The organism is Streptomyces sp. NPDC002619 (assembly GCF_042889305.1).
In the GTDB taxonomy this organism is placed as follows: domain Bacteria; phylum Actinomycetota; class Actinomycetes; order Streptomycetales; family Streptomycetaceae; genus Streptomyces.
Genome location: NZ_JBIAQV010000002.1, coordinates 378,019 through 404,501, shown reverse-complemented (window position 1 = coordinate 404,501; position 26,483 = coordinate 378,019). Strand labels below are relative to the sequence as shown.

Sequence of the window (26,483 nt, the reverse complement as noted above, 5' to 3'; positions counted from 1 at the left end):
CCGTCATGACGGTCATGGAGCAGCGGGGCGCGTACCGGCCATCGCCGCCGCCCGCCTGGCAGCCCCGGATGGACCCCGCGCCGCTGCTGCCCGACGCCGAGCCCTACCGCGTCCTCGGCACGGAGGCCGCCGAGAAGGCGGACCCCGACCTGCTGCGCCGGCTGTACGCGCAGCTGGTGCGCGGCCGCCGGTACAACGCGCAGGCCACCGCCCTCACCAAGCAGGGCCGGCTCGCCGTCTACCCCTCCAGCACCGGCCAGGAGGCCTGCGAGGTCGCCGCCGCGCTGGCCCTTCAGGAGCACGACTGGCTCTTCCCCAGCTACCGCGACACCCTCGCCGTCGTCGCCCGCGGCGTCGACCCGGTCGAGGCGCTCACCCTGCTGCGCGGCGACTGGCACACCGGCTACGACCCGTACGCGCACCGCGTGGCGCCCCTGAGCACCCCGCTCGCCACCCAGCTCCCGCACGCCGTCGGCCTCGCGCACGCCGCCCGTCTCAAGGGCGACGACGTGGTCGCGCTCGCCATGGTCGGCGACGGCGGCACCAGCGAGGGCGACTTCCACGAGGCGCTGAACTTCGCCGCCGTCTGGCAGGCCCCGGTCGTCTTCCTGGTCCAGAACAACGGCTTCGCCATCTCCGTCCCGCTCGCCAAGCAGACCGCCGCCCCCTCCCTGGCCCACAAGGCCGTCGGGTACGGCATGCCGGGCCGGCTGGTCGACGGCAACGACGCCGCCGCCGTGCACGAGGTCCTCGCCGACGCCGTACAGCACGCGCGCGCGGGCGGCGGTCCCACGCTCGTCGAAGCGGTGACGTACCGCATCGACGCCCACACCAACGCCGACGACGCGACCCGCTACCGCGGCGACGCCGAGGTCGAGGCCTGGCGCGACCACGACCCGATCCTGCTGCTGGAACGGGAACTGACCGGCCGCGGCCTGATCGACGAGGACGGCATCGGCGCCGCCCGCGAGGACGCCGAGGCCATGGCCGCCGACCTGCGCGAGCGCATGAACCGCGACCCGGAGCTCGACCCCATGGACCTGTTCGCCCACGTGTACGCCGAGCCCACCCCGCAACTGCGGGAGCAGCGCGCCCTGTTGCGCGCCGAGCTGGAGGCCGAGCAGGAAGGCGGTCGTCGATGACCACCGTGGCCGTCAAACCCGCCTCCATGGCGCAGGCCCTCACGCGCGCGCTCCGCGACGCCATGGCCGACGACCCGGCCGTGCACGTCATGGGCGAGGACGTCGGCACCCTCGGCGGCGTCTTCCGGGTCACCGACGGACTCGCCAAGGAGTTCGGCGAGGACCGCTGCATGGACACCCCGCTGGCCGAGGCGGGCATCCTCGGCACGGCCGTCGGCATGGCGATGTACGGATTGCGCCCGGTCGTGGAGATGCAGTTCGACGCCTTCGCCTACCCGGCGTTCGAGCAACTGCTCAGTCACGTCGCCAAGATGCGCAACCGCACACGCGGCGCGATGCCCCTGCCGATCACCATCCGCATCCCCTATGGCGGCGGCATCGGCGGTGTCGAGCACCACAGCGACTCCTCCGAGGCGTACTACATGGCGACTCCGGGGCTCCATGTCGTCACGCCCGCGACCGTCGCCGACGCCTACGGCCTGCTGCGCGCAGCGATCGCCTCCGACGACCCGGTCGTCTTCCTGGAGCCGAAGCGGCTGTACTGGTCGAAGGACTCCTGGAACCCTGAGCACCCGACGGCCGTTGAACCGATCGGCCGCGCGGTGGTGCGGCGCTCGGGCCGGAGCGCCACGCTCATCACGTACGGGCCGTCCGTACCCGTCTGCCTCGAAGCCGCCGAGGCGGCACAGGCGGAGGGCTGGGACCTCGAAGTCGTCGACCTGCGCTCCCTGGTGCCGTTCGACGACGAGACGGTCGCTGCCTCGGTACGGCGGACCGGGCGCGCGGTCGTCGTACACGAGTCGGGCGGGTTCGGCGGCCCGGGCGGAGAGATCGCGGCCCGCGTCACGGAGCGCTGCTTCCACCACCTGGAGGCACCAGTGCTGCGCGTGGCCGGGTTCGACCTCCCCTACCCGCCGCCGATGCTGGAGCGGCACCACCTGCCCGGCGTCGACCGGATCCTGGACGCGGTGGCACGTCTGCAGTGGGAGGCCGAAGGCTGATGGCACAGGTGCTGGAGTTCAAGCTCCCCGACCTCGGGGAGGGGCTCACCGAAGCGGAGATCGTCCGCTGGCTGGTCGAGGTCGGCGACGTGGTCGCCGTCGACCAGCCGGTCGTCGAGGTCGAGACGGCCAAGGCGATGGTCGAGGTCCCCTGCCCGTACGGCGGTGTGGTCACCGCCCGCTTCGGCGAGGAGGGCACGGAACTGCCCGTCGGGGCGCCGCTGATCACCGTGGCGGTGGGCCCGGCCGACGCTGCCTCCGAGGAGAGCGAGGGCTCGGGGAACGTGCTGGTCGGCTACGGCACGGGCGCTCCGGCGGCGCGCCGGCGCAGGGTACGGCCCACGGCGGTCGGCACGGCCGGGGTTCCCGCGGCGGCTGAGCCCGTCGCGGGCAACGGGGCCGCCTCCGATGGGACCCACGCGCGCGTGAGCACGCCCGCACCGCACGCCGAGGGCCCCGTCCCCGTGATCTCGCCCCTCGTGCGGCGGCTCGCCCGCGACAACGGCCTGAACCTGCGGCAGTTGACGGGCTCGGGCCCCGACGGGCTGATCCTGCGCGTGGACGTCGAGGACGCCCTGCGGGCGGGTGCCGCCCACGCGGGCCCGGCTTGGACGGCGACGACCGCGGCGAACGGGCTCGGCACCACTGCCCCTGCCGCCGCACCCACTGCACCCGCCCCGTCTCCCGAACCCGCCGCCGCAGGCACCCGTATCCCCCTCAAGGGCATCCGCGGTGCCGTCGCCGACAAGCTCTCCCGCAGTCGTCGGGAGATCCCGGACGCGACCTGCTGGGTGGACGCCGACGCGACGGAACTCATGCGCGCGCGGGCGGCGATGAACGCCACCGGTGGCCCGAAGATCTCTGTCCTCGCGTTCCTCGCCCGGATCTGCACCGCCGCCCTGGCCCGGTTCCCCGAGCTCAACTCGACCGTCGACACACAGGCCCGCGAGATCGTGCGGTTCGACCATGTCCACCTCGGGTTCGCCGCGCAGACCGAGCGCGGGCTCGTCGTGCCCGTCGTGCGGGACGCGCACACGCGGGACGCCGAGGGCCTGACGGTGGAGTTCGCGCGCCTGACCGAGGCAGCGCGCGCCGGGACCCTGACACCCGGGGAACTCACCGGTGGGACCTTCACGTTGAACAACTACGGCGTGTTCGGCGTCGACGGCTCCACGCCGATCATCAACCACCCCGAGGCGGCCATGCTCGGCGTCGGCCGCATCGGCCCCAAGCCCTGGGTGCACGAGGGCGAGCTGGCCGTGCGGCAGGTCGTGCAGCTGTCGCTCACCTTCGACCACCGGGTGTGCGACGGCGGCACGGCGGGCGGCTTCCTGCGGTACGTGGCGGACTGCGTGGAGCAGCCGGCAGTGCTGCTGCGCACTCTGTGACACCCGGCATGCGGACGGCGGCCCCGTCCACATGCCGTACAGGGGGATGGCAATGATCCATCCGGCGCCCATACTCGGAGGGTGACCGCCCACGACGAGCCCGCCGCACCGAAGGTCGACGTGTCGCACACCACCGATCCGGAGACCGACGTGCCGTACGACGCCGTCGTCCTGGCCGGTGGTGCCGCTCGGCGCCTGGGCGGGGCCGACAAACCCGGCGTACGGGTCGGCGGGCGCCCGCTGCTCGACCGGGTGCTCGCGGCTTGTGCCGGCGCGCGCACCACCGTCGTCGTGGCCGATCCCCGGCCGACCGCCCGCCCGGTTCGCTGGGCGCGCGAGGAGCCGCCCGGCGGCGGACCGGTCGCCGCCCTCGACGCCGGGCTGCGGCACACCACGGCGGAGCACGCGGTCGTGCTCTCCGCCGATCTGCCGTTCCTCGAAGAGGCAACGGTACGGCGGCTGTTGACCGTCCTGGGCACCACCGGCGCCGACGGTGCGCTGCTCACCGACGCGAACGGCCGCGACCAGCCGCTCGTGGCCGCGTACCGCACGGCCGCGCTGCGCCACGCGCTGACGGCACTCGCCGACGCCGTGTCCGCGACCACCGGCGGCTCCGCGGGGCCCGGTGCCCTCACCGGGCTGCCGCTGCGCCGGCTGACCGGCGCGCTCGACCTCACCCGCGTCCCGGACCCGCTCGCGTCCTTCGACTGCGACACCTGGGACGACATCGCAACCGCCAGGGCACGCATCAGGGAGCATGGGCACGTGTTGGATGAATGGATCTCCGCAGTCAAGAACGAACTGGGCATCGACCTGGACGTCGACACCGGCGTCCTGCTCGACCTCGCACGCGACGCCGCCCACGGCGTGGCCCGGCCGGCAGCCCCGCTGACCACCTTCCTCGTCGGCTACGCGGCCGCGCAGGGTGAGGGAGGCCCCGAGGCCGTCGCCGAGGCCGCCCGCAAGGCCGCCGCACTGGCGCTGCGCTGGGAGGAAGAGAACGACGCCCCCCAGGCGGCCGGAAAGCCCGGACCGGAACCAGATGCGGGATGACCGCCCGTGGTATCCGTGCCGGTGGGCCGGTCGCGAACACCGAGGCCGCCGATGACCTCGACGTCGAGGAGGCGCTCGCCCTCGTGAGGGAGCACAGAGAGTACGGAGAGAACAGGGAGCCGGGACGCCGCAGCGCGGACCCCGGACCCGGCCCCGGCGCAGGCAGCCAACTGCCCGCCTCGCAGGACGGCCCGGAGCAGCACAGCTCCGAGCGCCACAAGGCCACCCCCTGGCCTCAGGCCCGCGACATCGCCGCCCGCGCTGCCCGTTCCGGGGCCCGTCGCCCTCCCGTCTCCGTGTCTCTCGGCGACGCCCTCGGCCTGGCCCTGGCCGCCCCGCTGGACGCGCTCACCGACCTCCCCTCCTTCGACACGTCCGCGATGGACGGCTGGGCGGTCTCCGGACCCGGCCCCTGGGATGTGCGCGACGAGGGCGTCCTCGCCGGGCGCGCGCAGCCCGAGCCGCTGACGGACGGTGAGGCGGTACGCATCGCGACCGGCGCCCGTGTCCCGGCCGACACCATCGCCGTGCTGCGCAGCGAGCACGGCAGCGTCGACGGCAAGGGCCGGCTGCATGCCACCCGCGAGGTAAAACAGGGCCAGGACATCCGCCCGCGCGGTCAGGAGTGCCGGGTCGGCGACCAGTTGCTGTCTGTCGGCACCCTGGTCACCCCCGCCGTCCTGGGCCTCGCCGCGGCCGCCGGATACGACAGCGTCACCACCGTTCCCCGCCCCCGCGCCGAAGTCCTCGTTCTCGGCGACGAGTTGCTCACCGAGGGGCTTCCGCACGACGGGTTGATCCGCGACGCGCTCGGTCCGATGCTGCCGCCCTGGCTGCGCGCCCTCGGCGCCGAGGTCATCGTGGTGCGCCCGCTCGGCGACGATGCCGAGGCCCTGCACAAGGCCGTCACCACCTCCGACGCCGACCTCATCGTCACCACGGGCGGCACCGCGGCGGGCCCGGTCGACCATGTGCACCCCACCCTGCGACGCATCGGCGCCGAACTCCTCGTCGACGGCGTCAAGGTGCGCCCCGGCCACCCCATGCTGCTGGCCCGCACCAAGGAGAACCAGTACCTCGTGGGCCTGCCCGGCAACCCCCTCGCCGCGGTCTCCGGTCTGCTCACCCTCGCCGAGCCGCTGCTGCGCACCCTGGCCGCCCACCCGGCGCCGGAACCGTATGCGCTGCCGTTGCTGGACGCGGTGCACGGGCATCCGTACGACACCCGGCTGGTCCCCGTCGTGTTGCGCGATGACGGTGCCGTGCCACTGCACTACCACGGTCCGGCGATGCTGCGCGGTGTCGCCGCCGCCGACGCGCTCGCCGTCGTACCGCCGGGCGGCGCGCGGCCGGGGCAGGAGACGGAGCTGCTTGATCTGCCCTGGGCGGCCGCCGGTATCGGGGTGTGTTTCACGTGAAACTTCCCGGTCATGACGCCATTGCCCGCCAGGCGGACGACCATCTGGTGACCCATCGGGTGAAATTCCCGAGGAAAGTGGTCGAGCGCCCGATCCGTCAGGTCGTCAAACGGCTGGTGATAGCCCTGCTGGTCCTCGTCGTGACGGCGCTGATCGTCTATGCCGAGCGCGACGGCCACACCGACAACTCCGACGGCCCCGTCGATCCGCTCGACGCCTTCTCCTACGCGACGGTCTCCCTCTCCACCACCGGATACGGCGACATCACCCCGGTCAGCGACGGTGCCCGGCTGACCAACATCCTCGTCATCACACCCCTGTGCGTGCTGTTCCTGATCATCCTGGTCGGCACCACGCTCGAGGTCCTCACCGAACGCACCCTTAAGGAATGGCGCCTCAACCGTTGGAGTCCATGCTTCGCTCGATGTACCACAAGCACCCAAGTACGTTCTGCCTGATCAACTGCTCGGTACAGCCTGCCTGATGGTGACTACTCGGTCCCCGAGCTGGAGGGATGCGGCCTCGGGGTCGGTCTAATCCAAGACCTTCTTCCTCCGTATGACGGCCACGACGAGATCAGAGCACTCCCGAGGAGACCGCCCCACCTCGGCGTTGGTCACGGGACGCTCGACGAGATCGAGCCCGCTGCCGGAGGTCATCAGGCCTTCCAGGGTGTCGGCAGCGTGCGGGCTAACTACGGAGATGCCAAGGAGACGCCCGGCAGAGCTGGAACTCGTGATCACCGTGTCTGCACCACTGTGTCTCAGCAGAGGCACGTTCTCGTCCTCTCGGACCGCGACAACGACGGCCGCACGCTTGTTGAGCCGGCGAGCAGTGAGCGTGACAAGGGTGGCAGTGTCGTCGCGCTGCGGGGCAACAATCACTTGGGCTGCGTTCTGCACCGGAAAGAGGGTGGAGGCCGGCTCGGAACGAGTGACCGACGGTATCCACACCGAGCCTGCCCTGAGCGAGGGCAAAACTTACAAGCTCAACCTGGTGTGCTTCGGTAGCGGCAGTGCACAGGTGAAGTTCACTCCAGCCAGCGCCGGCCCCAAGGTCTCGGTGCCGTCGGTCGATCGTGCAGCAACGGATCACAGGGAGCAAGTCGACGGTTCACATCGACGTCGACGGTTCACATCGACGTCGACGGTGCCAAGGGTGCGACGGCGTAATCGCCTGGCAGATCGACACAGTCTGAGTCAGACACAGAGCTGAGCGTCCTCCGGCATGGTCATGGAGGACCTCATCCAGCAGGGCAGCGGACTCGATCTCATCGAACGCCCCGTGGTCAAGGCCGAGGTGGGCAAGGGGCCGCGCGAGGTGGGCGACCTGGTGGTGAGCGTCGTACGCGGCCATCGTGTGCTCGGCTACGGCGACCCGGCCATCGGCACCCTCCAGTCGGCGGACCGGCTGATCACCATCGTGCGGGCGACACCGGGCACGCAGGTCACGCCGGACATCCGGCGCATACCCCGGGGGTAGCGACCCGCGGAGACGGACGACCCGGTGGGGAGTAGCGTCGCCATCATGCATGCGATCACGATTCCCGAACCTGGTGGGCCCGAGGCGCTGGTGTGGGACGAGGTTCCCGATCCGGTGCCGGGCGAGGGTGAGGTGCTGGTCGACGTCGTGGCCAGCGCCGTCAATCGCGCCGACCTGCTGCAACGGCAGGGCTTCTACAACCCGCCGCCGGGCGCGTCCCCCTACCCCGGCCTGGAGTGCTCCGGCAGGATCGCCGCGCTCGGCACGGGCGTCTCCGGCTGGGCCGTCGGCGAAGAGGTGTGCGCGCTGCTCGCGGGCGGTGGATACGCCGAGAAGGTCGTCGTTCCGGCCGGCCAGCTGCTGCCCGTGCCCGAGGGCGTCGACGTCAAGCAGGCCGCGGCGCTGCCCGAGGTGGTGTGCACGGTCTGGTCGAACGTCTTCATGATCTCCCATCTGCGCCCCGGCGAGACCCTGCTCGTGCACGGCGGCTCCAGCGGCATCGGCACGATGGCGATCCAGCTCGCCAAGGCCGTCGGCGCCAACGTCGCCGTCACCGCCGGCACCAAGGAGAAGCTCGACCACTGCGCCGAGCTGGGCGCGGACATCCTCGTCAACTACCGCGACCAGGACTTCGTCGCCGAGGTCAAGCAGGCCACGGACGGCGCGGGTGCCGACGTCATCCTCGACAACATGGGCGCCAAGTACCTGGACCGCAACGTCCAGACCCTCGCCGTCAACGGCAGGCTCGCGGTCATCGGCCTCCAGGGCGGCGTCAAGGGCGAGCTGAACCTCGGCGCACTCCTCAACAAGCGGGCCGCCATCAGCGCGACCTCGCTGCGCGCCCGCCCGCTCGCAGAGAAGACGGCCATCGTCGCCGCCGTACGAGAGCATGTGTGGCCGCTGCTCGCGGCGGGTCACGTCCGCCCGGTCGTCGACCGCGAGCTGCCCATGCCGGAGGCCGCCGAGGCGCACCGGGTGGTGGAGGAGAGCGGCCACATCGGCAAGGTGCTGCTGGTGGCGCCGTAGCCGATGCGCGGCTGCGGCTTGTCCGGCGGATCTTGCGGCGATCGCGGGGTCTGGCACGCACTCCCCCAGACGGGGGACCCCCATGACCCCGCTCACCAGCACCGCAAAGGGCGGGCCACCCGGATGCGGCCTGAACCGCCGGACAGGCCCCGGTGCGGACATGCAAGGGCGGGGTGCTCACTCCCTGCCGGTGAGTGAGCACCCCGCCCTTGTGTCTTTCGGTACTCAGCGCGTGGTGCTGCTGTTGAAGAGCGAGCGCGACCAGACGTAGCCGACGAGAGTGATACCGGCGCACCAGGCCAGTGAGATCCAGCCGTCGTTGCCGATCGCCGTGCCGGTCAGCAGGCCGCGCAGCGTCTCGGTCATCGGCGTGAACGGCTGGTACTCGGCGAACCAGCGCAGGCCCGGGGACATCGACTCGGCCGGCACGAACGCGGAGCCGAGGAACGGCAGGAACTGAATCAGCAGCGGCTTGTTGCTCGCGGACTCCACCGTCTTGGAGATCAGGCCGAGCGCGCACGACAGCCACGTCACAGCGAACGCGATGGCCGCGAGCAGCCCGGCCGCCGCGAGCCACTCCACCGGGTTCGCGTCGGGCCGGAAGCCGATCGCCATCGCAACCCCCACGACGAGCACCATGCTCACCATGGTCGTGATGACGCTGCCGATGACATGACCCGTCATGAACGACGAGCGCGTGATGTTCATGGTGCGGAAGCGGTTGATGATGCCCTCGGTCATGTCGGTGCAGACCGCGATCGAGGTCGACATCGAGCCGGCGGCCACCCCCATGATGATGATGCCGGGCGTCAGATAGTTCAGATACGAGTCCCGGCCGCCGCCCATGCCGGCGCCGATCGAGTCGCCGAACGCGTACACGAACAGCAGCAGCATCAGGATGGGCATCATGGAGGCGCCCAGCGACACGGCCGGATAGCGCAGCGCGTGCTTCAGATTGCGCCGCAGCATCGTCATCGAGTCGTGCACGGCGTAGGTGAGGGTGCTCATCGCAGCGTCTCCTTGACGTGAAGGGCGGATCCGGTGCCGGGGGTGCCGTCGCCGGTCAGGGCGAGGAACACGTCGTCCAGGTCGGGGGTGTGCACGGAGAAGTCGGCGGCGCGCACACCGGTGGCGTCGAGCCGGTCGAGGAGGGCGCGCAGTGCGTCCAGACCGCCGTCGCCCGCCACGCGCAGGGCGAGTTCCTCGTCGTCACGGGCCGCGCCGGGGAAGGCGGCGGCCGCGCGCTCGTACTCGTCGGGCTCGGTGAACCGCAGCCGTACATGGCTGCCGGGGATCTGTGCCTTGAGCTCGTCGGCGGTGCCCTCGGCGACGATCCGGCCGCCGTCGAGCACCGCGATCCGGTCCGCCAACTGGTCGGCCTCCTCCAGGTATTGCGTGGTGAGGAAGACGGTGACGCCGTCGGCGACCAGCGAACGCACGGTCTCCCACATGGTGCGGCGGCTGCGCGGGTCGAGCCCGGTCGTCGGCTCGTCGAGGAAGATCACCTTCGGGTCGCCGACCAGCGTCATGGCGAGGTCGAGCCGACGCCGCATACCGCCGGAGAAGAACGCGGCGCGCTTGTGTGCGACGTCCGCGATGTCGAACCGCTCCAGCAACTCCTTGGCCCGCTTGCGTCCTTCGCGCTTGCCGAGGCGCAGCAGGTCGGCCATGAGGAGCAGGTTCTCCTCGGCGGTGAGCAGGTCGTCGAGCGCGGCGAACTGCCCGGTGACGCCGATCGCGGCGCGTACGCCGTCCGGCGACGTGGCGACGTCATGGCCCGCGACCTGGGCCTGGCCGCCGTCGGCGGAGATGAGCGTGGACAGGATCTGCACGGTGGTGGTCTTGCCGGCGCCGTTCGGCCCGAGGAGTGCGAACACGGTGCCGGACGGGATCCGCAGGTCGATGCCGTCGAGAACGGTCTTGTCGCCGTACGACTTGCGCAGATCGGCGGTGGAGACGGCGGCGGGCGGCTGCTGGCCGTTGCCCTGTCTGGGCGTGGGCATGACAGAAGAAGGCATGGGGTCCTCCCATTCGAAAGAGTGGTGAGCGGTGAAGTGGCCTTGGTTGTCAGGAGATCGGGCGGGTCAGGCCCGGGCGCGGCGGATGTCGATGTTGCCGTAGCGGGTACGGGCCCTGACCTCGACCGTGTCCTCGGACTTGTCCGGGCTCTCGGATGCGGCGAGCGTGTTGCGCACCTGCCCGTTGCTCGAGCTGACGTCGAGCCAGGCGGCCGTGCCCTCGCGGACGCCGACATCGATGGCGCCGTAGGAGGTCTCCAGCTGGACGGTGCCACGGACCACGTCGCCCACCCGCAGGGTGCCGTGGGCGGTGGTCGCGGTGACCGAGCTCTCTGCGCGCTGGATGTCGATGTCGCCGTTGGCGCCGCTCACCCGCAGCTCGCCGATCGCAGCGCCGACGGTCGTGGAGCCGTGCGAGTTCTTCAGGACAGCCGGGCCGTCCACGACACCGACGCGCAGGCTTCCGGAGCTGGTGGTGATCTCGGCCAGGCCCTCGACCTGGTCCACGGTGATCGAGCCGTGCGACGCGGTCAGCTGCAGCGGGCCCGTCGCATCCAGGCGGACGTCACCCGCGGACGTCTTCACGCGGACCTCGCCGAGCCGCCCCTCGCCGAGCACCTGGGTCCAGGAGCCGGTCGTGTCGACGCGCGAGCCGGTGGGCAGTTCGACCGTCACGTCGACGCTGCCGGTGGGCCCGACGAGGTAGCGCCCCTTGGGCGTCCTGATGGTCAGCACGCCGCTCGCGTACGTGACCTCGGTCTGCTCGGCGACCCGCACGTCCTTGTCCTTCTTCGGGTCGCGGGGCCGCACCTCGACGACTGTGTCGAGGCGGTCGCTCGCGGAGAACTGGATGGAACCGGCGGCCAGGTTGGCGGTGACCGAGATCGGCTGGGGAGTGTCGAAAGAAGGCATGGCTGTCCCGTCCTCTTGGGTCTTCGTGGCGTCCCCGCTGGTGGGACGTGGTGTGGGTGAAGTGGGGCGGGCGGGGCGCGGCTAGCGCACCCAGCCCGTGAAGCTCTGTCCGACGGTGCGGGTGGTGCGGGTCTTCTCCGGCGTACGTGACGGGGTGCCGCCATCGACCGCGGCCGACACGGCCCGCACCAGCCACGCGTTGACCGACAGGCCCTCGCGGCTCGCGGCCTCCTCGGCGCGCGCTTTGAGGTGGGCGGGCAGTCGCAGGTTGACGCGGGCGGTGCCGCCGTCGTCGCCGTCGGCGGGTGCCGGGGCCGGTGCCTTGAGCGGCTCGGCGGGCCCGCTCTTGTCCTCGTACGCCTCGTCGCCCGCCGGCCGCGTCACCACGAAGTCGGGGTCGAGCCCGCGCAGCCGTACGTCGACCGAGCCGGGAGCGAGTTCACGAGTGATTTCGTCCATCGCGGCGGAGAGCACATTGAGCATCGTCAGGCGGGTCGCCGACTCCAGGGGAGCGGTGAGCCGCTCGGCCAGCTCGCGGGCTTCTTCGCCGCCGGCTTCGGCGGCCACCGCGAGTTCGCGGCGGAGGTTGTCGACATACGGCGTGAGGTCCATGACGCCATGATGGCACCACTATGGCGCCATGTGCAAGCCCGTGAGGGGAGTGGTTGAGGATCTGGGTCCATCTCGCGGCTCTGACTTGCGGAAATGTGCCGACATCGGGTTGTGTCAATGCGGCACCATATGGAGTCTCGGCCTCTCTGGTGCCACTAGTGGCACCACGTGATGCCACTAGGGCCGTAGGCGCCTTTGTCGAACGCGGTGGCCACAGGCCATTCCCCCCGGAAGCGTCCGAGTCCCTCGTCGGGGCGGTGGTGGAGGGGTGTGCGCCTGGTCGATGCGGCCGTCCGCGTCGGTGCCGGCCAGGACATCCGCGCGTATCCGGTCCCACGTGCCGTCCGCCGGCCAGCGCCTGTGCCGCTCGTACACAGTCTTCCAGGGCCCGCGACAGGCCTAGCCCCGCCGCAGCCGCAGGCCCACGAAGGCGAGGCCCAGCCCCACGCCGATGAGGACCAGGCCGCTGCCCAGCGGCAGGATCCGCAGCACGGGCCCGGTCGCGTCCTCGCTGCTCGGCGCGACATCCCGGCCCACGGGAGCGGGTGAGGCAGGGGAGGGGACCAGGGCGACTTCCTTGGGCGACTGCGGAGCGGGGGTGGCGGACGCGGTGGGAGACTCGCGCTCGCCGTCTCCGTGCTCGTGGGCGTGCTCCCTCTCCCCCCTCTCTCCCTCCTCCGAAGAGTGGTCCTCGTCCTCGTGCCGCCCCGGCCGTATCCGCCCCTCCCCGGCCACGCTGCCGGCCCGCGACGGTTCCGATGCGGCGGAGGCGGATGGGGATGCAGACGTGGAAGCCGAGGCCGGCGCGGACCGGGAACGAGAAGGCGAGGCGGATGCGGAGGGCCTACGAGAGGCCGAGGCCGAGGCGGACGCCGAGCTGGAGGCGGAGACAGAGGCCGAACCGGACACCGACGCAGACGTGGACGCGGAGCCCGAGGGCCCGGGCCGGTCGCCGTACGCGCCGGCCGTGTCGTGCGGCAACAGAAGCACCGCCGCGACCGGCAGGAGCCGTGCGAGGCGGAGCGGGAAACGCAGCCATGGAGTCACTGCGGTGACCTCCCGGAGCCCAATCGTCGAGACCGACGTCCACCAGCTTCACATTTCATGATGATCCCGGCATTCCGGATTGGGCCGTCGGATCTACACGGTGGATCAGCCTCCAAGGGGGGCACCACAGTGATGAGGTGTACGGGTGCGAGAGAATGGCGGCATGGAGATGCCGAGGAACGAAAGGTCGCCGGAGAACCCCCAGATCCTGGTCGTGGGCCAGGACGGGATGGCGCTCGGCGGCGGAGGACACGACGACTCCCGCGAGATCCCGGTGACGGAGCAGGTGGAGCAGCCCGCCAAGGTGATGCGCATCGGCAGCATGATCAAGCAGCTGCTGGAGGAAGTACGCGCCGCTCCCCTGGACGAGGCCAGCCGGGCCCGGCTCAAGGAGATCCACCGCAGCTCCGTGAAGGAGCTGGAGGACGGTCTCGCGCCGGAGCTCGTCGAGGAACTGGAGCGGCTCTCACTGCCCTTCACGGACGGGGTGACGCCCAGCGACGCGGAACTGCGCATCGCGCAGGCCCAGCTGGTGGGCTGGCTGGAGGGTCTCTTCCACGGGATCCAGACGGCGCTGTTCGCTCAGCAGATGGCCGCCCGGGCCCAGCTGGAGCAGATGCGCCGCGCCCTGCCGCCGGGTGTGGGCGACGGCCAGGAGGAGCAGCGCACCGGCGGCCGCTCGGGCGGGCCGTACCTGTAACCGCTCACCAACCCCTCAGCACGAAGGGCCCGGCGATCACCCGCCGGGCCCTTTCCGATGAACGGGTGCGCGGGGCGGGTCAGCCGGTCGCCGGGTTGCCCGTCGAGACCTTGAGCTGGATCGTCGGCATGTCCTTCGGGTCGACGTCCGTGCCGGCGGCGGGGAACTGCTCCATGATCGCGCCGTCGCCGTAGGTGTTCTCGTCGACGGGGATCTCCTTCATTTCCCAGCCCGCGGCCTGGAAGCACTCCTTGACCGACTTGATGTACTTGAACTTGAGGTTGGGGACCTGGATCTTGTCCGGGTCGTCGTACGACTCCTGCGGCTCCGTGCACTCGGTCTTGTCGATCTTCTTCGCCTCGTCCGGACCGCGGTAGCCGGAGGCGTGGGACGACGTGGCCGAGGCGCTCGCGCTGCTGCCGCCGCTACCGGTGTCGTCACCGCCGCCGCCGTTCTGCGACAGCGCGACGATCAGGCCGACGACCGCGATGAGAGCCACCACGATCGAGCCGATGATCACCGGCTTGTTGCCCCTGCCACCGCCGGGGCCGGAGTGCTGGGCCGCGGTCTGGGGCGTGATGTTGTACGGCGGCGGGGTCGACGGTATCTGCTGGCCGTATCCGGCGGCCGGTGTCTGGTAGCCGCCCTGCTGCGGGTAGCCGTACGCCGGCGAGGGCGTCGGCGTGCTGTACGGGTTCGGCGTGGGGGCCGGCTGGTACGGCGTCTGCACCGGGCCGGTGGGCGCCGGGGCCGCCTGGTCGACCGGCGGGAACACCGCGGAGCCGACGCCGGAGCCGCTCTGCGTCGGGGCGCCAGGGACGATGCTCGGCGGGGCCGCCTGGAAGGAGGCGGCGACGCGCAGGCACTCGTCGCGCATCGACTCGGCGGTGGGGAAGCGCTCGTTCGGGTTCTTCTTCAGCGCGCGGGCGACCAGCGCGTCCACGGCAGGGGGCAGCGCGCGGTTGATCGAGGACGGGGCGACCGGCTCCTCCTGCACATGCGCGTACGCGATGGCCAGCGGCGAGTCCGCGTCGAACGGCAGCCGCCCGGTGACCAGTTGGAACAGCATGATGCCGACCGAGTACAGGTCGGAGCGGGCGTCCACCCCGCGGCCGAGGGCCTGCTCGGGCGAGAGGTACTGGGGAGTGCCGACGACCATGCCGGTCTGCGTCATCGAGGTGACGCCCGACTGCATGGCGCGGGCGATGCCGAAGTCCATCACCTTGACGACGCCGCGCTTGGTCATCATCACGTTGCCCGGTTTGATGTCGCGGTGGACCAGCCCCATCTCGTGGCTGATCTCCAGCGCGGCCAGCACGTCCGCGGTGACCTTGAGTGCCTTGTCGGCGGGCATCGCGCCGTACTGCCGTACGTCCTCGTCGAGCACCGAGCCCAGCGGGCGGCCCTCGACGTACTCCATGACGATGTAGGGGGTCGTCAATCCGCCCAGGTCGTCCTCGCCGGTGTCGAAGACCGAGACGATGTTGGTGTGCGTGAGCTTCGCCACGGCCTGGGCCTCGCGGCGGAACCGCTCGCGGAAGGCCTGCTCGCGGCCCAGCTCGGTGTGCAGCGTCTTGATCGCGACCTGGCGGTCGAGCACGGCGTCGTACGCCAGGTGCACCGAGGCCATGCCGCCCTGGCCGAGCAAGTCGCGCAGCTGGTAGCGGCCACCGGCGAGCGCCCGCCCCGCGTACGCGCCCTGTGCGCCGTCCTGGCTCATGTCTGCGTGTCCCCCCGCCAGGCGGTCAGGCGCCTGTCTTGATCGAATGTCCCATTCCCGGCCAAGTCTGCCGGAGGGCACTGACACGTCAAGCTCGGTGCCCGTTCCGTGACCGTACGCGAAGGAAGCGTCGCGGAAGCGTTACAGCGGCTGTACGGCCGGTACACAGAATTTGCACGACGGCGCGTGTTACGGGTTTCATGGCCGGTCCGTCTCGGGCCGGTCCCGGTCCGGATCGCGGACCGGAGGCTTGCGCGGAGGCTGTAGCGTGGCCGACGGAGACCCGTACCAACACCGCGCGCACCGCGGGCAGAAACGACGGCGAGGACCGATGGCACAGACGCACAGCGCCCAGGGCCCGTCCGACCCCGAGGCGACTGGCGGCGGCATGTCAGACGCGCCGGAGATGTGGGGCAACGGAGGGCTCGTCGGCGACGGCCGGTACCGCTTGACCCGCAGACTCGGCCGGGGCGGCATGGCCGAGGTGTTCGCGGCCGAGGACGTGAGACTCGGTCGCACGGTCGCGGTCAAGCTGCTCCGCTCCGACCTGGCCGAGGACCCGGTCTCCAAGGCCCGCTTCACGCGCGAGGCCCAGTCGGTCGCCGGTCTCAACCACCATGCGATCGTCGCCGTGTACGACTCCGGCGAGGACTACGTCGGTGGCCAGTCGGTGCCGTACATCGTGATGGAGATCGTCGAGGGCCGCACCATCCGCGACCTGCTGATCAACGCCGAGGCGCCCGGACCCGAGCAGGCCCTGATCATCGTCTCCGGGGTCCTCGAGGCGCTGGCCTACTCGCATCAGCACGGCATTGTGCACCGTGACATCAAGCCGGCGAACGTGATCATCACCGACCACGGCGCCGTCAAGGTGATGGACTTCGGCATCGCCCGTGCGCTGCACGGCGCGCAGTCGACGATGACGCAGACCGGCATGGTCATGGGCACCCCGCAGTATCTGTCGCCGGAGCAGGCGCTCGGCAAGGCGGTCGACCACCGTTCCGACCTGTACGCGACCGGCTGCCTGCTGTACGAACTCCTCGCCCTGCGACCCCCGTTCACCGGTGAGACCCCGCTGTCGGTGGTCTATCAGCATGTCCAGGACACTCCGGTCCCGCCGTCGGAGGTTGCGGACGCCTCGCCGCCGGAGCTCGACGGCCTGGTCATGCGCTCGCTGGCCAAGGAGCCGGACGACCGCTTCCAGACGGCCGAGGAGATGCGCGGCCTGGTCCAGTACGGCCTGCAGATGCTGTACGACCAGGGCAGCCACACCGGCACCTGGAACACCGGCCCGGTGGACGTGCACGACGGCCGGCACACGCCGGCGGTCGGCTTCGCGGGAACGACCGCCATGCCGCACCCCATGGACGGCTCCGGCACCACCCAGATCCCGCAGCCGATCATGCCGGGCGGCTACCGGGGCGGCGACGACGGCGGCTTCGAGGGGCACGGCAACAAGGGCAGCGGCCGCGGCAAGCTGTGGATCCTGGCCGTCCTCGCGGTGATCGCGATCGCGGCGGGCGTCGCGCTGGCGCTGAACAACACCGGGAGCGGCACCGGCGGTGCGGGTACGACGCAGTCGCCGACGACCTCGACGACCACCAAGGACCACACAGCGAGCGAGAGTCCGAGCGACGAGTCGACGGACGAGGCCACCGACCCGGCCACGGACGACAGTTCGGACCAGCACACCGGCTCCCACTACACGCCGTCGGCCACCCCGTCGTACACCCAGTCCGCCTCGGAGACCAACGGCCCGACCGACGAGCCGACCGACCCGACGACCTCCGAGGAGCCGACGGATCCGGGGACCTCGTCGCAGCCGGAGCCGACGCCGACCGACACGTCGGGCGGCGGGGACGGCGGCCAGACCGGTCCGCCCGGCCCTTGAAGGCCACCGACCATCAGACCCACCCTGTGAGGCTCCGTTCCTCCGGGATGACCGCCACGCGCGCGTGAGTGCCGAGCCAGGCGCCACGTGCGCGTGGCGTTTCGTACGGCCCGCCGGTCGCCCGCTCACGCGTCGGTGAAGGCGTCGCACACCGCGTCGTACTCCCGCGTCCACCACACTGCGAGCGCCGAGGCGGCCGGGAACTGGGGGTCGGCGCGGGTGTCGCCGCGTTCGTAGTGCCAGCGCAGCATCCAGAAGTCGTTGAGCCGTTCCCACCACACCCGGTGCACGGCCGCGGCGAGCTCCGAGGGCGTGGCCCGGGCCGCGCGCCGATACGCGCGCGCGTACGCCCGCACCTTGGGCAGGTCGAGCGCGCCCGCGGGCCGTACGAAGAAGATCGCGGCGGCGCGGACGGCCTCCTCCGCGCGTGGCTGTACGCCGAGCCGGTCCCAGTCGACGATCGCGGCGGGAGCGTCGCCCTTGTAGAGCAGGTTGAACGGGTGGAAGTCGCCATGCACCCAGCCCACCGGGCCGCCGCGCGGGGGGCGCCGGTCCGCGTGCTGTTCGAGCAGCTCACGGCGTTCGAGGAGGCGATGGCGGGCCAGCGCGTCGAAGGCGTCCGCGGGGCGGTGCCGGCGGACGTGGCCGAGCAGGTCGTCGATGAGGGCGAAGGTGTCGGCGGGGCCGGCGCTCTCCACCGGGTGGGGGCTCGTGGCGGGGCGCGTGCCTGTCTTGGGCGGCATCACGCGCTCCAGGCAGGCGTGTACGGCGCCCAGGAGCGCCCCGAGCCGTGCGCACTGCCCGGGGGCGAGCTGGCCGCCGTGGCGGTGTCTGCCGTCGATCCAGGGGTGCAGGGCGTAGGCGCTGCCGCCGACGACGGCGACCGTGCGGCCGTCCCGGTGGGCCAGCGGCGGGGCGACCGGGACGCCGAGGGCGGCCAGGCGCTGGGTGGCCAGGTGCCGGCGTTCGATCGCGGCGGGGTCGGCGGTGTCGGGGTCGAAGTGGTGCTTGAGGAAGTAGTGGCCGCGGGTCGTGCACAGGCGGTAGCCGCGGTTGAGGAGGCCCTGGTCCACGGGATCGCAGGCGAGGGCGGAACCGGCGGCGTACAGACGGAGCAGGGGGCCCAGAGGGGGCGCGTGGGGCACGAGGGGTGGTACAGATGAGCGCAGCACGCCCCAGATGTTAAGGCACCGCACGGGCCTGTGAGCTGCGCGTTGTCACAGACTGTCACTTTCGATCACGGTGGGCGCTCGAAGTGTCGCGGCGGTTTCCCGAGTCGCCGGCTCAGCGGTTCTCGGCCTGCGTCCGTGCCACGTACGCGGCCGCCTGCGAGCGCCTCTGCATGCTGAGTTTGGAAAGCAGACTCGACACATAGTTCTTGATCGTCTTCTCGGCGAGATGCAGCTGCTCGCCGATCTGCCGGTTGGTGAGCCCCTCGCCGATCAGGTCGAGGATCCGGCGCTCCTGCTCGGTCAGGCTCGCCAGCCGGTCGTCGGTGCGGGCGGGGCCGCCGCGCAGCCGCTCCATCACCCGGGCCGTGGCCACGGGGCCGAGCAGGGAATTGCCCGCGGCGACGTCGCGCACGGCCGTGAGCAGCTCGTTGCCCCGGATCGCCTTCAGGACGTAGCCGGAGGCGCCGGTCATGATCGCGTCGAAGAGGGCCTCGTCGTCGGCGAACGAAGTCAGCATCAGGCACCGGACGGACTCGTCCCGGGAGCGGATCTCGCGGCACACCTTGACCCCGCTGCCGTCCGGGAGGCGTACGTCGAGGACCGCCACGTCGGGCCGGGTGGCCGGAATCCGCGCGAGGGCGTCGGTGGCCGTACCGGCCTCGCCGACCACCTCGATGTCGTCCTCCGCGGAGAGGAGTTCATGCACGCCGCGCCGTACGACCTCATGGTCGTCGAGAAGAAATACTCTGATTTTTCCCTCTTTGCGCACGAAGTCAGTCTCACACGCAAACTCTTCCCGTGGCCCGGGTAGGCGGGATAACGTGCCGTTGCTCCGGCCTCCTGCAAGGCTGTGACCAGCGACCTTCCAGTCCGCGTCGATTTACTTGGAAATCCAAGCAAAATCGCAGGTCAGGTGGGGTTTCACAGAAATGTGGCGCACTGGGTAACGTGATGGTTGCAGGGCGCTCGCCGGGGCACCTGTCACGCCTGTTTCGGCCGGTGGCACCCACCCCGTGCACACCGGGTGCCGAAAACAGGTGAGCCGCACTGGTTACCCGGCAACCCCGGGGGCCGGACCGACGGAGGAGCACACGTGACCGTGGAGAGCAGTGCCGCGCGCAAGCCGCGACGCAGCGCCGCAGGCAAGGCCGGCACCACCGGCACCAAGCGCACCGCTGCCAACAAGAGCAGCGAACCCGAACTCGTTCAGCTGCTGACGCCCGAGGGCGAGCGCGTCGAGGACGCGAAGTACACGGAATACGCCGAGTACGTCGCCGGGATCACCCCCGAAGAGCTGCGTGGTCTGTACCGCGACATGGTGCTCACCCGCCGCTTCGACGCCGAGGCCACCGCCCTGCAGCGCCAGGGCGAGCTGGGCCTGTGGGCGTCGTTGCTGGGTCAGGAGGCCGCGCAGATCGGCTCCGGCCGGGCCACCCGCGAGGACGACTACGTCTTCCCGACCTACCGCGAGCACGGCGTCGCCTGGTGCCGCGGCGTCGACCCGACCAACCTGCTCGGCATGTTCCGGGGCGTCAACAACGGCGGCTGGGACCCGAACAGCAACAACTTCCACCTCTACACGATCGTCATCGGCTCCCAGGCGCTGCACGCCACGGGCTATGCGATGGGCGTGGCCAAGGACGGCGCCGACTCGGCGGTCATCGCCTACTTCGGCGACGGCGCCTCCAGCCAGGGCGACGTGGCCGAGGCGTTCACCTTCTCCGCCGTGTACAACGCCCCCGTGGTGTTCTTCTGCCAGAACAACCAGTGGGCGATCTCGGAGCCGACCGAGAAGCAGACCCGCGTGCCGCTCTACCAGCGTGCCCAGGGCTACGGCTTCCCCGGCGTGCGCGTCGACGGCAACGACGTCCTCGCCTGCCTCGCGGTCACCAAGTGGGCGCTGGACCGCGCCCGCGGCGGTGAGGGCCCGACGCTGATCGAGGCGTACACCTACCGCATGGGCGCCCACACCACCTCCGACGACCCCACGCGGTACCGGGGCGACGAGGAGCGCCAGGCCTGGGAGGCGAAGGACCCGATCCTGCGCCTTCGCCGCTACCTCGAGTCCGCAAACCACGCGGACGAGGGATTTTTCGCGGAACTCGAAGCGGAGAGCGAGGCGTTGGGCAAACGAGTGCGCGAGGTGGTCCGTGCCATGCCGGACCCGGACAGTTTCGCCATCTTCGAGAACGTGTACGCGGACGGGCATGCGCTCGTCGACGAGGAGCGCGCCCAGTTCGCCGCCTACCAGGCGTCGTTCGCGGACGTAGAGGGGGTCTGATCATGGCGACGGAAAAGCTGGCTCTGGCCAAGGCGATCAACGAGTCGCTGCGGCGTGCCCTGGAGGCGGACCCCAAGGTCCTCGTCATGGGTGAGGACGTCGGCAAGCTCGGCGGCGTCTTCCGGGTGACGGACGGCCTGCAGAAGGACTTCGGCGAGAGCCGCGTCATCGACACCCCGCTCGCCGAGTCGGGCATCGTCGGCACCGCCATCGGCCTCGCCCTGCGCGGCTACCGCCCGGTGGTGGAGATCCAGTTCGACGGCTTCGTCTTCCCGGCGTACGACCAGATCGTCACCCAGCTCGCGAAGATGCACGCGCGCTCGCTGGGCAAGGTCAAGCTCCCGGTCGTCGTCCGCATCCCCTACGGCGGCGGCATCGGCGCGGTCGAGCACCACTCGGAGTCCCCCGAGGCCCTGTTCGCGCACGTGGCAGGCCTGAAGATCGTCTCCCCGTCGAACGCGGCCGACGCGTACTGGATGATGCAGCAGGCCATCCAGAGCGACGACCCGGTGATCTACTTCGAACCCAAGCGGCGCTACTGGGACAAGGCCGAGGTCAACTTCGAAGCCATCCCGGCACCGCTGCACAAGGCGCGCGTGGTCCGCGAGGGCACCGACCTGACCCTCGCCGCGTACGGCCCGATGGTGAAGCTCTGCCAGGAGGTCGCCGACGCGGCCGCCGAGGAGGGCAAGTCCCTGGAGGTCCTGGACCTCAGGTCCGTCTCCCCGCTCGACTTCGACGCGATCCAGGCCTCGGTGGAGAAGACCCGCCGTCTGGTCGTGGTCCACGAGGCACCGGTGTTCTTCGGCTCTGGCGCGGAGATCGCCGCCCGGATCACGGAGCGCTGCTTCTACCACCTGGAGGCCCCCGTGCTCCGCGTGGGTGGCTATCACGCCCCCTATCCGCCGGCCCGCATCGAGGAGTCGTACCTTCCGGACCTGGACCGGGTGCTCGACACCGTCGACCGTGCCCTGGCGTACTGAGGAGAGGGTCGTGACGACGATGACGGAAGCGTCCGTGCGCGAGTTCAAGATGCCCGACGTGGGCGAGGGACTCACCGAGGCCGAGATCCTCAAGTGGTACGTGCAGCCGGGCGACAAGGTGACCGACGGCCAGGTGGTGTGCGAGGTCGAGACTGCCAAGGCGGCCGTCGAACTCCCCATCCCTTACGACGGCGTGGTCCGCGAGCTGCACTTCCCCGAGGGCACCACGGTGGACGTGGGCACATCCATCATCGCGGTGGACGTGTCGGGCGGCGCCGCGCCCGCGCCGGCCGCGGTACCGGCTCCCGCGGAGCCCCAGGAGGAGCCGAAGCCGGAGGGCCGCCAGCCGGTGCTGGTCGGCTACGGCGTGGCGACGTCCTCCACCAAGCGCCGCCCGCGCAAGAGCACCGGGTCCGCGGCCGCCGAGGTGGAGGCGGCCCAGGCGATCCAGGCCGAGCTGAACGGCCACTCCGCCGCGCCCGCCGTGCGGGAACGCCCGCTGGCCAAGCCGCCGGTGCGCAAGCTGGCGAAGGACCTCGGCGTCGACCTGGCGACGGTGACCCCGACCGGCCCGGACGGCATCATCACGCGCGAGGACGTGCACGCGGCGGTAGCTCCCCAGGCCACCGAGGTCCCCGCGCCCGTGGCGCCGGCCCCGACCGCGCCCGCCGCACCGGTGCTCCCGGCCCAGGTGGTGACGTACGACGGCGGCCGCGAGACCCGCATCCCGGTCAAGGGCGTCCGCAAGGCGACCGCGCAGGCCATGGTCGGCTCTGCGTTCACGGCACCGCATGTCACGGAGTTCGTGACGGTGGACGTGACGCGCACGATGAAGCTGGTCGAGGAACTCAAGCAGGACAAGGAGTTCCAGGGCCTGCGGGTGAACCCGCTCCTGCTGATCGCCAAGGCCCTGCTCGTCGCCATCAGGCGCAACCCGGACGTCAACGCGTCCTGGGACGAGGCGAACCAGGAGATCGTGCTCAAGCACTACGTCAACCTGGGCATCGCCGCGGCCACCCCGCGCGGTCTGCTCGTCCCGAACATCAAGGACGCGCACACCAAGACGCTGCCGCAGCTGGCCGAGTCGCTGGGCGAGCTGGTGTCCACGGCACGGGAGGGCAAGACCTCCCCGGCCGCGATGCAGGGCGGCACGGTGACCATCACCAACGTCGGCGTCTTCGGCGTCGACACCGGCACGCCGATCCTCAACCCCGGCGAGTCCGCGATCCTCGCGGTCGGCGCGATCAAGCTGCAGCCGTGGGTCCACAAGGGCAAGGTGAAGCCCCGCCAGGTCACCACCCTGGCCCTGAGCTTCGACCACCGCCTGGTGGACGGCGAACTGGGCTCCAAGGTCCTGGCGGACGTGGCGGCGATCCTGGAACAGCCGAAGCGGCTGATCACCTGGGCGTAGCGCCCCGCAGCGCCAACAGGACGGGCCCGTCGTGGTGTTCACGACGGGCCCGTTCGCGTGGGTGACCGAAGGTCAGCCGAGCCTGGCGAAGCCGTAGGTCATCAGCTTCTTGGCGTCCGACTCGCGGTTGGGGATGGACGTGGAGGCGAGGACGGTGCCGATGACCGTCTTGCCGTTCCGGGTCGCGGCGAAGACCAGGCAGTAGCCGGCTTCGGGGCCGGAGCCGGTCTTCACGCCGATGGTGCCGGTGTAGCTGCTGAGCAGACCGTTCGTGTTGGTCCACGGCGACATCGTGCGGGTGCTGCCCGTCTTGGTGATGGTCTTCGCCGTGTACGACTTGGTCTTCACGATCGAGCGGAACGTGGTGCTCTTCATCGCGCTGCTGGCGAGCTTCGTCAGGTCGCGCGGCGTCGAGTAGTTGGCGCCGTTGCCGATGCCGTCGAACGAATCGAAGTGCGTGTTCGTCAGGCCGAGCTGCTTGGCCTTGGTGTTCATCTTCCCGATGAACGACGTCACGCGCGCGGCGCGCGTCGTGCCCGTGCCGAACTTGTCGGCGAGCGCGTAGGCGGCGTCGCAGCCGGACGGCAGCATCAGGCCGTACAGCAGCTGGCGGACGGTGACCTGGTCGCCCACGATCAGGTGGGCCTGGGAGGCGTTGTTGGCGACGATGTAGTCGCTGTAGGCCTTCTGGATCGTGACCTTGGCGTCGAGGTTGAGGTTCGACTGCGTGAGCACGACCTTCGCGGTCATGATCTTCGTGGTGGAGCCGGTGGAACGCCTGGTGTCCGCCGCCTTCGTGTACAGCGACGTGGCGTTCGAGTTGTTCATGACATAGCCGCCCTTGGCCACGATCGAGGGCGTGGTCAAGGCCTGCGCGGGCGCAGCGGTGAGGGCTCCGGTGGTGAGCACGGCGCCTGCGGTGACGGTGACCGCGACGGCTCTGCGAAGACGGATGCCCTTGATGCCGATTTTCAAGTGATATACCCCGAATACGTTGAATGCCCCTGATGTGCGGCCGAGTTGAGGTGGCAAGAAAGTAGGGCCGCACGTGTGTGACACGTAAGCGGTGCGGATGGTTGCGCTCCGGACGGAGGGATTTTCACGTCCGGATGATGGACGTCCCGCGCGCATGCGTACGTGTTGTATCTATCCTGTGGACATGCATACGGCCGTGAAGCAGCCCCCCGCCGCCGACCGTGTCTACACCCACGTCAAGCAGGGCGTCCTCGACCGCCGCTACGAGGGTGGCACGCTGCTCACGGAAGGTGAGCTGGCCGAGGCCGTCGGGGTCTCGCGCACACCGGTGCGCGAGGCACTGCTGCGGCTCGAGGTGGAGGGGCTGATCAAGCTCTACCCCAAGAAGGGCGCCCTCGTGCTGCCCGTCTCCGCGCAGGAGATCGCCGACGTCGTGGAGACACGGCTGCTGGTGGAGCAGCACGCCGCGCGCAAGGCCGTACCCGCACCGCCGGGCCTCGTCGAGCGCCTGGCGGAACTGCTCGACCGGCAGAAGGCGCAGGCCGCCACCGGTGACTTCGCCGCGGCCGCGGTCACCGACCGCTGTTTCCACGCCGAGATCGTGCGCAGCGGCGGCAACGAGATCCTCTCCCGCCTCTACGACCAGCTGCGCGACCGCCAGTTGCGCATGGGCGTCGCCGTCATGCACTCTCACCCCGACCGCATCGCCAAGACGCTCGCCGAGCACGAGGAGATCCTCGAGGCGCTGCGCTCCGGGGACGCGGAGGCGGCCGTCGGGATCGTGCACCGGCACGTGAGCTGGTTCTCGAACCTGGCGCGGGGTGAGGTCCGATGACGGGCGCCACCCTGCCCGGTGATCCGCCGGGCGGACGCCGCGCCGTCTGGGTGTGGAGCATCGGCGTCTCGGTCTACTTCGTCGCCGTCATCTTCCGTACGTCCCTCGGTGTCGCCGGCCTCGACGCGGCGGCCCGTTTCCATGTGGGCGCCTCGGCACTGTCGACCTTCTCGATCCTCCAGCTCCTCGTCTACGCGGGCATGCAGATACCGGTGGGCCTGCTGGTCGACCGGCTCGGCACCAAGAAGGTGCTGGGCCTGGGCGCCGTACTGTTCACGGCCGGCCAGCTGGGCTTCGCGTTCTCCCCGTCGTACGGCACCGCGCTCGCCTCGCGCGCGCTGCTCGGCTGCGGCGACGCGATGACGTTCATCAGCGTCCTGCGGCTGGGCACCCGCTGGTTCCCGGCCCGGCGCGGGCCCCTGGTCGCGCAGCTCGCCGGTCTCGTCGGCATGGCGGGCAACCTGGTCTCCACGCTGGTGCTGGCCCGGCTGCTGCACGGCATCGGCTGGACCCCCGCCTTCGCGGGCAGCGCGCTGGCCGGAGTCGTCGTCCTCGTCCTGCTCGTGCTGTTCCTGAAGGACCACCCCGAGGGCCACGAACCGGAGCCGTTCCCGCACCTGGGCGCGTCCTACGTGCGCAGGCAGATCGCCGCGTCCTGGCGGGAGCCGGGGACCAGGCTGGGCCTGTGGGTGCACTTCACGACCCAGTTCCCGGCGATGGTGTTCCTGCTGCTGTGGGGGCTGCCCTTCCTGGTCGAGGCCCAGGACCTCAGCCGCGCCACGGCGGGCGAACTGCTGACCCTGGTCGTCCTGTCCAACATGGTGATCGGCCTGGTCTACGGCCAGATCGTCGCCCGGCACCACGCGGCCCGGCTGCCCCTGGCCCTGGGCACGGTCGCGGCGACGGCCACCGTGTGGGCGGCGACCCTCCTCTACCCGGCCGACCACGCGCCGATGTGGCTGCTCCTGGTGCTGTGCACGGTGCTGGGCGCCTGCGGTCCGGCCTCGATGCTCGGCTTCGACTTCGCCCGCCCCGCGAATCCGCCGGAACGGCAGGGCACGGCGTCCGGCATCACCAACATGGGCGGTTTCGTCGCGTCGATGACGACCCTGTTCGCGATCGGCGTCCTGCTGGACGCCACCGGCGACGACTACACGATCGCCTTCTCCGCCGTGTTCGTCCTCCAGGCACTCGGCGTGAGCCAGATCCTGCGCCTGCGCAGGCGGGCAGCACGCCGGGAACGGGAACGGCTGGTCGCCAGCCGGGTGGAGACGGTGCACGTTCCGGCGTGAGGCGGTGAGCCGGGGGTTCGCGTTTGTGGCGTGAGCCGGTTGCCGGCCGGCGGTCGGCGGTGCGCGTTCCGGCGAGCCGCTGGGCGGCCGTGCGCGTTCCGGCGTAAGCCGAGGGGGGTGGCCC

General features: G+C 71.0%; 24 protein-coding genes and 3 pseudogenes. 16 read left to right on the top strand and 11 right to left on the bottom strand.

All coding sequences use genetic code 11. The features are described from left to right. The first annotated feature begins 5 nt into the window (after nt 1–5). The 6 genes and pseudogenes from pdhA (ACFYXB_RS05975) to ACFYXB_RS05950 all read left to right on the top strand — a co-directional run. Nucleotides 6–1,142 (top strand): pyruvate dehydrogenase (acetyl-transferring) E1 component subunit alpha, encoded by a 1,137-nt coding sequence (pdhA, locus tag ACFYXB_RS05975; protein WP_389578192.1) that lies wholly within the window; start codon nt 6–8, stop codon nt 1,140–1,142. Beyond that, nucleotides 1,139–2,143, top strand: coding sequence for an alpha-ketoacid dehydrogenase subunit beta (locus ACFYXB_RS05970; RefSeq protein WP_351350559.1), 1,005 nt, complete (start codon nt 1,139–1,141; stop codon nt 2,141–2,143). The genes pdhA (ACFYXB_RS05975) and ACFYXB_RS05970 overlap by 4 nt, the downstream gene beginning before the upstream one ends. Beyond that, on the top strand, nt 2,143–3,531 hold the full coding sequence (locus ACFYXB_RS05965; RefSeq protein ID WP_389578189.1) for a dihydrolipoamide acetyltransferase family protein: 1,389 nt from the start codon (nt 2,143–2,145) through the stop codon (nt 3,529–3,531). The genes ACFYXB_RS05970 and ACFYXB_RS05965 overlap by 1 nt, the downstream gene beginning before the upstream one ends. Nucleotides 3,532–3,612: 81 nt before the next feature. After that, nucleotides 3,613–4,584 carry an NTP transferase domain-containing protein gene (locus ACFYXB_RS05960; RefSeq protein WP_389578186.1) on the top strand — a complete coding sequence of 324 codons (972 nt, stop codon included), beginning with the start codon at nt 3,613–3,615 and terminating at the stop codon, nt 4,582–4,584. Then, nucleotides 4,581–6,002: a molybdopterin molybdotransferase MoeA gene (locus ACFYXB_RS05955; protein WP_389578185.1), complete on the top strand. Its 1,422-nt coding sequence runs from the start codon at nt 4,581–4,583 to the stop codon at nt 6,000–6,002. The genes ACFYXB_RS05960 and ACFYXB_RS05955 overlap by 4 nt, the downstream gene beginning before the upstream one ends. After that, a pseudogene (locus ACFYXB_RS05950) lies at nt 5,999–6,409 on the top strand (potassium channel family protein); the annotation flags it as partial. The gene ACFYXB_RS05955 and the pseudogene ACFYXB_RS05950, both read left to right, overlap by 4 nt. Nucleotides 6,410–6,460: 51 nt before the next feature. On the opposite strand, the pseudogene ACFYXB_RS05945 reads toward ACFYXB_RS05950, so the two are convergent. Beyond that, nucleotides 6,461–6,904, bottom strand: a pseudogene (locus ACFYXB_RS05945) (NAD-binding protein); the annotation flags it as partial. A 325-nt stretch (nt 6,905–7,229) separates the two neighbouring features. On the opposite strand from ACFYXB_RS05945, the gene ACFYXB_RS05940 reads away from it, so the two are divergent. Then, nucleotides 7,230–7,484 (top strand): hypothetical protein, encoded by a 255-nt coding sequence (locus ACFYXB_RS05940; RefSeq protein WP_389578182.1) that lies wholly within the window; start codon nt 7,230–7,232, stop codon nt 7,482–7,484. A gap of 45 nt (nt 7,485–7,529) precedes the next feature. Then, nucleotides 7,530–8,510, top strand: coding sequence for an NAD(P)H-quinone oxidoreductase (locus tag ACFYXB_RS05935; protein ID WP_389578180.1), 981 nt, complete (start codon nt 7,530–7,532; stop codon nt 8,508–8,510). Nucleotides 8,511–8,735: 225 nt separating this feature from the next. Here the strand turns inward: ACFYXB_RS05935 and ACFYXB_RS05930 are convergent, their stop codons facing one another. The 6 genes and pseudogenes from ACFYXB_RS05930 to ACFYXB_RS05905 form a co-directional block, all read right to left on the bottom strand. Next, the gene (locus ACFYXB_RS05930; RefSeq protein WP_389578178.1) at nt 8,736–9,518 is read right to left on the bottom strand and encodes an ABC transporter permease; all 783 of its coding nucleotides are present in this window, start codon (nt 9,516–9,518) and stop codon (nt 8,736–8,738) included. Further along, nucleotides 9,515–10,513, bottom strand: coding sequence for an ATP-binding cassette domain-containing protein (locus ACFYXB_RS05925; protein ID WP_389578176.1), 999 nt, complete (start codon nt 10,511–10,513; stop codon nt 9,515–9,517). Before ACFYXB_RS05925 ends, ACFYXB_RS05930 begins: the two co-directional genes overlap by 4 nt. An 81-nt stretch (nt 10,514–10,594) precedes the next feature. Beyond that, nucleotides 10,595–11,440: a DUF4097 domain-containing protein gene (locus ACFYXB_RS05920; protein WP_389578174.1), complete on the bottom strand. Its 846-nt coding sequence runs from the start codon at nt 11,438–11,440 to the stop codon at nt 10,595–10,597. An 81-nt stretch (nt 11,441–11,521) separates the two neighbouring features. Then, a complete protein-coding gene (locus ACFYXB_RS05915; RefSeq protein ID WP_351351445.1) occupies nt 11,522–12,052 on the bottom strand; it encodes a hypothetical protein in 531 nt (176 codons plus the stop codon). 224 nt (nt 12,053–12,276) lie between these two features. Next, nucleotides 12,277–12,442 (bottom strand): annotated as a pseudogene (locus tag ACFYXB_RS05910) (IS5/IS1182 family transposase); the annotation flags it as partial. A 9-nt stretch (nt 12,443–12,451) separates the two neighbouring features. Next, a complete protein-coding gene (locus ACFYXB_RS05905; protein WP_389578173.1) occupies nt 12,452–12,787 on the bottom strand; it encodes a hypothetical protein in 336 nt (111 codons plus the stop codon). A 52-nt stretch (nt 12,788–12,839) separates the two neighbouring features. Between ACFYXB_RS05905 and ACFYXB_RS05900 the strand changes: the two genes are divergently transcribed. Together ACFYXB_RS05900 and ACFYXB_RS05895 are read left to right on the top strand one after the other, a co-directional pair. Continuing rightward, entirely contained in the window at nt 12,840–13,160 is a 321-nt protein-coding gene (locus tag ACFYXB_RS05900; RefSeq protein WP_389578170.1) for a hypothetical protein, read from the top strand. A 102-nt stretch (nt 13,161–13,262) separates the two neighbouring features. Then, nucleotides 13,263–13,799 carry a bacterial proteasome activator family protein gene (locus tag ACFYXB_RS05895; RefSeq protein WP_389578168.1) on the top strand — a complete coding sequence of 179 codons (537 nt, stop codon included), beginning with the start codon at nt 13,263–13,265 and terminating at the stop codon, nt 13,797–13,799. 79 nt (nt 13,800–13,878) lie between these two features. Here the strand turns inward: ACFYXB_RS05895 and ACFYXB_RS05890 are convergent, their stop codons facing one another. Next, the gene (locus ACFYXB_RS05890) at nt 13,879–15,519 is read right to left on the bottom strand and encodes a protein kinase (protein ID WP_389578165.1); all 1,641 of its coding nucleotides are present in this window, start codon (nt 15,517–15,519) and stop codon (nt 13,879–13,881) included. 331 nt (nt 15,520–15,850) lie between these two features. Here ACFYXB_RS05890 and ACFYXB_RS05885 point away from each other — a divergent pair, with 331 nt between their 5' ends. Beyond that, entirely contained in the window at nt 15,851–17,410 is a 1,560-nt protein-coding gene (locus tag ACFYXB_RS05885) for a protein kinase (RefSeq protein WP_389578163.1), read from the top strand. Nucleotides 17,411–17,535: 125 nt separating this feature from the next. On the opposite strand, the gene ACFYXB_RS05880 is transcribed toward ACFYXB_RS05885, so the two are convergent. Continuing rightward, the gene (locus ACFYXB_RS05880; protein WP_389578650.1) at nt 17,536–18,555 is read right to left on the bottom strand and encodes a phosphotransferase; all 1,020 of its coding nucleotides are present in this window, start codon (nt 18,553–18,555) and stop codon (nt 17,536–17,538) included. 139 nt (nt 18,556–18,694) lie between these two features. Beyond that, entirely contained in the window at nt 18,695–19,351 is a 657-nt protein-coding gene (locus ACFYXB_RS05875) for a response regulator (RefSeq protein WP_389578160.1), read from the bottom strand. 324 nt (nt 19,352–19,675) lie between these two features. Between ACFYXB_RS05875 and pdhA (ACFYXB_RS05870) the strand changes: the two genes are divergently transcribed. From pdhA (ACFYXB_RS05870) to ACFYXB_RS05860, 3 genes are read left to right on the top strand one after another with little or no spacing between them, the layout of a single operon-like run. Continuing rightward, entirely contained in the window at nt 19,676–20,863 is a 1,188-nt protein-coding gene (gene pdhA / locus ACFYXB_RS05870) for a pyruvate dehydrogenase (acetyl-transferring) E1 component subunit alpha (protein WP_389578157.1), read from the top strand. 2 nt (nt 20,864–20,865) lie between these two features. Continuing rightward, nucleotides 20,866–21,846 carry an alpha-ketoacid dehydrogenase subunit beta gene (locus tag ACFYXB_RS05865; protein WP_389578155.1) on the top strand — a complete coding sequence of 327 codons (981 nt, stop codon included), beginning with the start codon at nt 20,866–20,868 and terminating at the stop codon, nt 21,844–21,846. Nucleotides 21,847–21,856: 10 nt separating this feature from the next. Then, on the top strand, nt 21,857–23,257 hold the full coding sequence (locus tag ACFYXB_RS05860; RefSeq protein WP_389578152.1) for a dihydrolipoamide acetyltransferase family protein: 1,401 nt from the start codon (nt 21,857–21,859) through the stop codon (nt 23,255–23,257). A 72-nt stretch (nt 23,258–23,329) separates the two neighbouring features. Here ACFYXB_RS05860 and ACFYXB_RS05855 read toward each other — a convergent pair whose 3' ends face one another. Next, nucleotides 23,330–24,232 (bottom strand): D-alanyl-D-alanine carboxypeptidase family protein, encoded by a 903-nt coding sequence (locus ACFYXB_RS05855; protein WP_389578149.1) that lies wholly within the window; start codon nt 24,230–24,232, stop codon nt 23,330–23,332. Nucleotides 24,233–24,416: 184 nt separating this feature from the next. On the opposite strand from ACFYXB_RS05855, the gene ACFYXB_RS05850 reads away from it, so the two are divergent. After that, nucleotides 24,417–25,067, top strand: coding sequence for a GntR family transcriptional regulator (locus tag ACFYXB_RS05850; protein ID WP_389578146.1), 651 nt, complete (start codon nt 24,417–24,419; stop codon nt 25,065–25,067). Next, nucleotides 25,064–26,359 (top strand): nitrate/nitrite transporter, encoded by a 1,296-nt coding sequence (locus ACFYXB_RS05845; protein WP_389578143.1) that lies wholly within the window; start codon nt 25,064–25,066, stop codon nt 26,357–26,359. The genes ACFYXB_RS05850 and ACFYXB_RS05845 overlap by 4 nt, the downstream gene beginning before the upstream one ends. The last annotated feature ends 124 nt before the right edge of the window (nt 26,360–26,483 follow it).